The 4,751-nt window shown below is 34.5% G+C and carries 5 protein-coding genes and 1 pseudogene; 5 read left to right on the top strand and 1 reads right to left on the bottom strand.

Annotated features, from left to right (window positions below):
- The first annotated feature begins 202 nt into the window (after positions 1–202).
- Positions 203–616 (top strand): hypothetical protein, encoded by a 414-nt coding sequence (locus ABIQ27_RS13955; protein ID WP_348034529.1) that lies wholly within the window; start codon positions 203–205, stop codon positions 614–616.
- 2 nt (positions 617–618) lie between these two features.
- Here the strand turns inward: ABIQ27_RS13955 and ABIQ27_RS13950 are convergent, their stop codons facing one another.
- On the bottom strand, positions 619–1,347 hold the full coding sequence (locus ABIQ27_RS13950; RefSeq protein ID WP_348034528.1) for a biotin--[acetyl-CoA-carboxylase] ligase: 729 nt from the start codon (positions 1,345–1,347) through the stop codon (positions 619–621).
- A 92-nt stretch (positions 1,348–1,439) separates the two neighbouring features.
- Between ABIQ27_RS13950 and rsfS the strand changes: the two genes are divergently transcribed.
- The 4 genes and pseudogenes from rsfS to ABIQ27_RS13930 form a co-directional block, all read left to right on the top strand.
- Positions 1,440–1,811 carry a ribosome silencing factor gene (rsfS, locus tag ABIQ27_RS13945; protein WP_348034527.1) on the top strand — a complete coding sequence of 124 codons (372 nt, stop codon included), beginning with the start codon at positions 1,440–1,442 and terminating at the stop codon, positions 1,809–1,811.
- Between the two features lie 26 nt (positions 1,812–1,837).
- Positions 1,838–3,757, top strand: coding sequence for an ATP-dependent zinc metalloprotease FtsH (gene ftsH / locus ABIQ27_RS13940; RefSeq protein WP_348034526.1), 1,920 nt, complete (start codon positions 1,838–1,840; stop codon positions 3,755–3,757).
- A 114-nt stretch (positions 3,758–3,871) separates the two neighbouring features.
- On the top strand, positions 3,872–4,477 hold the full coding sequence (locus ABIQ27_RS13935) for an LUD domain-containing protein (RefSeq protein ID WP_348034525.1): 606 nt from the start codon (positions 3,872–3,874) through the stop codon (positions 4,475–4,477).
- A 1-nt stretch (position 4,478) separates the two neighbouring features.
- Positions 4,479–4,751: pseudogene (locus tag ABIQ27_RS13930) on the top strand (phosphatidate cytidylyltransferase); the annotation flags it as partial.

Genomic DNA, 4,751 nt, shown 5'->3' with positions numbered 1-4,751 from the left:
TATTCGTGTATGTTCATTAGAATGAGTTTTTTATGTGAAAAACTGAAAATTAATTCCGTAAAATGTGCCACAAAAGTAATTAATTTACAATCAAACCGAAAGGAAATGTTTCTTAATTTAGTGTTTTGTTGATTTCCAATTTTTTAACACTACAGCGCAACCATTTATATGATAAAGCATCTCATTAAAAAACCAAAAAACTATGAAAAATCTATTCTCAATTTTAGGAATTTCAATGATGCTTGCACTTTCGGGTTGCAGTAGTGAATCGAGTGCAACTCACAGCAGCATTGTAAATGGCCAATGGAAACTTATAAATGTAAGTGGTTCATTTGCAGGCATCAGTCATGATTTTGAACCAGGATTAATTACCTGGGATTTCAATCCAATTACCCAAATGGTAACTGTTGTAAATAACAACACCAATAATGAACTCGTCGATCTTTTTGACACTGGTGTTTACAATTATACCATAGTTGTAAATCCGGATCCGCAAACCTGTTCAGAAATCATCATGATAGACATTATGGAAATGGGTTGCTTTTCGATTGTTAACGGCAATCTCCAACTTGATCAAGCTTTTGCCGATGGAATGACTGTTACGCTTGCTCCATAATTTTAATACAACATCTTTACATCTTTGACTTCAAAATACTTTATGCTGTCATCATTAAGTAAAACTTCAAGTTTACCATCACGGGTAACTTTTTTGATAATGCCCATAAAACGATTTCCCAATTTATCTTCAAAAGGTGAAGGGAAATCTTTTTTATAGAGATTTTCGTGATATGCTGACCAGAGCAAATCAGGATTATCATTTAAAGTTATTCTGTTTGCTTCTAAAGAATCTTTTAAAAGAATGGCTATCGTTTCCTGGTCATAGGTTTCTCCGGAAATGCATTTCAGCGAACTGGCCTGAGGAAGCGCTTCAAAATTAGTTTGATTTAAATTTAACCCAATGCCAACGATTGCTGTAAAACTGCCGTCAGGTTTTAAGATGTTTTCAATCAGTATTCCTGCCACTTTTTTAGAATCTGCCATAATGTCGTTGGGCCACTTTATGGTAATATTTGGTATTTGAATATTTTTTAAAACTTTTATTACTGATAGTGCAACTGCAATATTAAAATCGTAAATGTTCTGATTCTTAAGCCGAACATCCTTAACCAAAATGCTCATAGTTAAGTTTTTACCCGGTTCTGAAATCCATTTTGCACCCATTTGACCTTTGCCTTTCGTCTGCTCATTTGCTATGACAATAGTATAATCTTTGACTGCTGATTCTTTAAACAATTGTTTTAAAAAGTCATTCGTCGAATCTATGGCATCGAGTTTGATTAAAGGCATGATAGAAAGGTAAATATTAATGAATTTTAAACTTTTGTTAAGCAAAAATAAAGACAAAAAGTAATACATTTGCAAAACATACATAAATATAAATGACGAAGAAAACGGTTAACACAGATGTTCTTTTGGCGAACATCATAAAAGGCATAGAAGAAGTAAAAGGAAATGATATTGACATCCTCGATTTGAGAGCCATTGATACAGCAGTTTGTGATTACTTTATAATCTGTAATGGTAGTTCTAATACCCAAGTTAATGCAATTGTTAACTCCATCCAAAAATTAGTTTCTAAAGAATTAAAAGATAAACCCTGGCACGTTGAAGGAACGGATAATGCCGAATGGGTTCTAATGGATTATGTAAACATTGTGGTTCATGTTTTCCAAAAACCAATTCGCGAGTTTTATAACATAGAAGGGCTTTGGGGTGACGCCAAAATAACAACCATTCAAAATAAATATTAAAAAATCATAGTTCATAGAATAAAAAAATGGCTAACGAAAAAAAACCTAATAATTTCAAAATAAGTCCGTGGTTAATATACGTAGTAGTAATTATCGGATTTATTGCGCTTAATTACTTTGGCGGTTCTGGTTTTCAGGATACAACTAAAATATCTTACTCTAAATTCAATGAGTATTTAAACAAAGGACAAATTGAAAAAGTAATCATCTACAACAAAACGGAAGGTGAAGCATACCTGACTAAAGCAGCTCTTAAAGACAAGGCAAATGCCAAAGTAGCGAAAGATATGCTGGGCAACGTCAACAAAGGCCCACACTACTCTTTCGATATTGGAAACGATGAAAGCTTTCAAAATAAAATTGAAAAAGCAGCTCAGGAAGGAAAGATAAAAGATTACGATTTCAAAGCCAAAAGTAATTGGTCAGAACTCCTAATCACGTTATTGCCTTTTGTGATCATTATTGGCCTATGGGTATTAATTATGCGCAGAATGTCAGGTGGCTCTGGCGGTGGCGGTGGCCAAATCTTCAACATTGGAAAATCGAGAGCCAAACTTTTTGACGAAAAAACAGAAGTTAAAACAACTTTTAAAGATGTTGCCGGATTAGAAGGTGCTAAAGAAGAAATACAAGAGATTGTAGAATTCCTCAAGACTCCTGAAAAATATACCATTTTGGGTGGTAAAATTCCAAAAGGCGCACTTTTGGTTGGTCCTCCCGGAACCGGAAAAACCTTATTAGCGAAAGCTGTTGCCGGCGAAGCTAAAGTTCCATTCTTCTCTTTATCAGGTTCTGATTTTGTCGAAATGTTTGTTGGTGTTGGTGCTTCTCGTGTTAGAGATTTATTCAAACAAGCTAAAGACAAAGCGCCATCTATAATTTTCATTGACGAAATTGATGCTGTTGGTAGAGCCAGAGGAAAAAATAACATGTCTGGCGGGAATGACGAACGTGAAAATACTTTGAACCAATTGCTAACAGAAATGGACGGTTTTGGTACAAATACACACGTAATCGTAATTGCAGCAACCAACAGAGCCGATGTTTTAGACAAAGCTTTGATGCGTGCAGGACGTTTTGACAGACAGATTTATGTTGACTTACCAGACATCAGAGAAAGAAAAGAAATCTTTGAAGTACACTTAGCGCCACTTAAAAAAGTAGAAAATTTAGACACTGAATTTTTAGCCAAACAAACACCTGGTTTTTCGGGTGCTGATATTGCTAACGTGTGTAATGAAGCTGCATTGATTGCGGCAAGAAATAATAAAACTGCAGTTGACAAACAAGACTTTTTAGATGCTGTTGACAGAATTGTTGGTGGATTAGAAAAGAAAAATAAAATCGTAACCACCGAAGAGAAACATGCTATTGCTGTTCACGAAGCTGGACATGCAACTGTAAGCTGGATGCTTGAACATGCTGCTCCTTTAATAAAAGTTACTATCGTTCCAAGAGGCCAAAGTTTGGGCGCTGCATGGTACTTACCGGAAGAAAGATTAATTGTCCGTACGGAGCAAATGCTTGATGAAATGTGTGCAACCATGGGTGGAAGAGCAGCAGAAAAAGTTGTTTTTGGTAAAATTTCAACTGGAGCTTTGAGCGATTTGGAAAAAGTAACACGACAAGCACGTGCTATGGTTACCATCTACGGGTTGAATGACAAATTAGGAAACATTACCTATTATGACTCAACCGGGCAAAGCGAATACAATTTTTCAAAACCTTATTCAGAAGAAACCGCATTAGTAATAGATAAGGAGATTTCAACATTAATTGAAAACGAATATCAAAGAGCTATAAAAATTCTGGAAGATAATAAAGAAAAACTAGAGCAACTTGCTGCTATACTGATAGAAAAAGAAGTTATTTTCAAAGATGACTTACAAAATATATTTGGCAAAAGACCTTTTGACCCGCCAGCAGAAGAAACCGAAATAGTTTAGGCTTATAAGGTTTTTAACATTTTTTTAAAATCTTAATTCAAAACATACTTTTGAATTAAGATTTTTTTATCTTTGAGGGATTTCAATTTTAAACTAGATTATACCAATAAAAGCATGAGTCTTTTCAGAAAAATTTTTGGCACCGGTAATGATGCCTCTGACGAAGAAAGTCAAAGCGAATTCAACAATGCTCCTTCAAGCTTTTCATTGCTTCCTGTAGATGAAAAGTTCACTTATAACTTCAAAAAAAATGGCGGTAAGTTTTTATACTGTGAAAACCTAAACGAAGTAAAAGATCAATTTCTGAATATTTTAGAAGAAAATGATTGGTTTGAATGCGAAGCCTTATGCTACGAGCCAAAGCTTTATAGCATGTTGGATGAAAATAAACTAAAATACGACAAACCAGCAAGCCCAAAATTTTTATTTGCAAGTTGTGAAAACCTGATTGCCGATGAAGGTTCCGTACTTTTTTCTTCAAATCAAATCAAGCAAAACAAACCAAATGATTTGCCAAACAACATCATTATTTTGGCGACAACAAGTCAGATTTTAGAAGCTAAAAGCGATGGTCTTCGTGTGATTAAAAAGAAATACGAGAAAGACTATCCAACAAATATCACCACTATAAAGTATTTTGAGAAAGCAAAAGATGAAGACTTTCTTCAATATGGAAGTACTGCGAAGAACTTGTATCTTCTGCTTCTAGAAGATTTATAAAATGGACGAATCGCTAAAGAGATTATTATCTGGTGTAGTTTATGTCGCGCTGCTTTTAATTGTTACGTCCTATTCTGTCACCAGTTTTTACATTCTTTTTGGCATCTTTATGCTGATTGCCGTTTATGAATTTTGCCGATTAGTCAATTTAAACATAATCCTTCCTCTTCTTTTTGGCGCTTTTACCTATTGTTTAGCTACGCAGTTTAGAACTACCCAACTTAATGAGGTCTTGCTTTTATTGGCAACACTATTTGTATCCATAAAATGCCTG

The organism is Flavobacterium sp. (assembly GCF_039916025.1).
Classification (GTDB): Bacteria; Bacteroidota; Bacteroidia; order Flavobacteriales; family Flavobacteriaceae; genus Flavobacterium.
The sequence above is the reverse complement of the archived record's forward strand: the minus strand, read 5'-3'. Positions and strand labels throughout refer to the sequence as shown.

What these genes read in the sequence shown, in the direction of transcription:
- ABIQ27_RS13955 (WP_348034529.1), top strand. Translation starts at nt 203, where the DNA reads ATGAAAAATCTATTCTCAATTTTAGGAATTTCAATGATGCTTGCACTT.
- ABIQ27_RS13950 (WP_348034528.1), bottom strand. Translation starts at nt 1,347, where the DNA reads ATGCCTTTAATCAAACTCGATGCCATAGATTCGACGAATGACTTTTTA.
- rsfS (WP_348034527.1), top strand. Translation starts at nt 1,440, where the DNA reads ATGACGAAGAAAACGGTTAACACAGATGTTCTTTTGGCGAACATCATA.
- ftsH (WP_348034526.1), top strand. Translation starts at nt 1,838, where the DNA reads ATGGCTAACGAAAAAAAACCTAATAATTTCAAAATAAGTCCGTGGTTA.
- ABIQ27_RS13935 (WP_348034525.1), top strand. Translation starts at nt 3,872, where the DNA reads ATGAGTCTTTTCAGAAAAATTTTTGGCACCGGTAATGATGCCTCTGAC.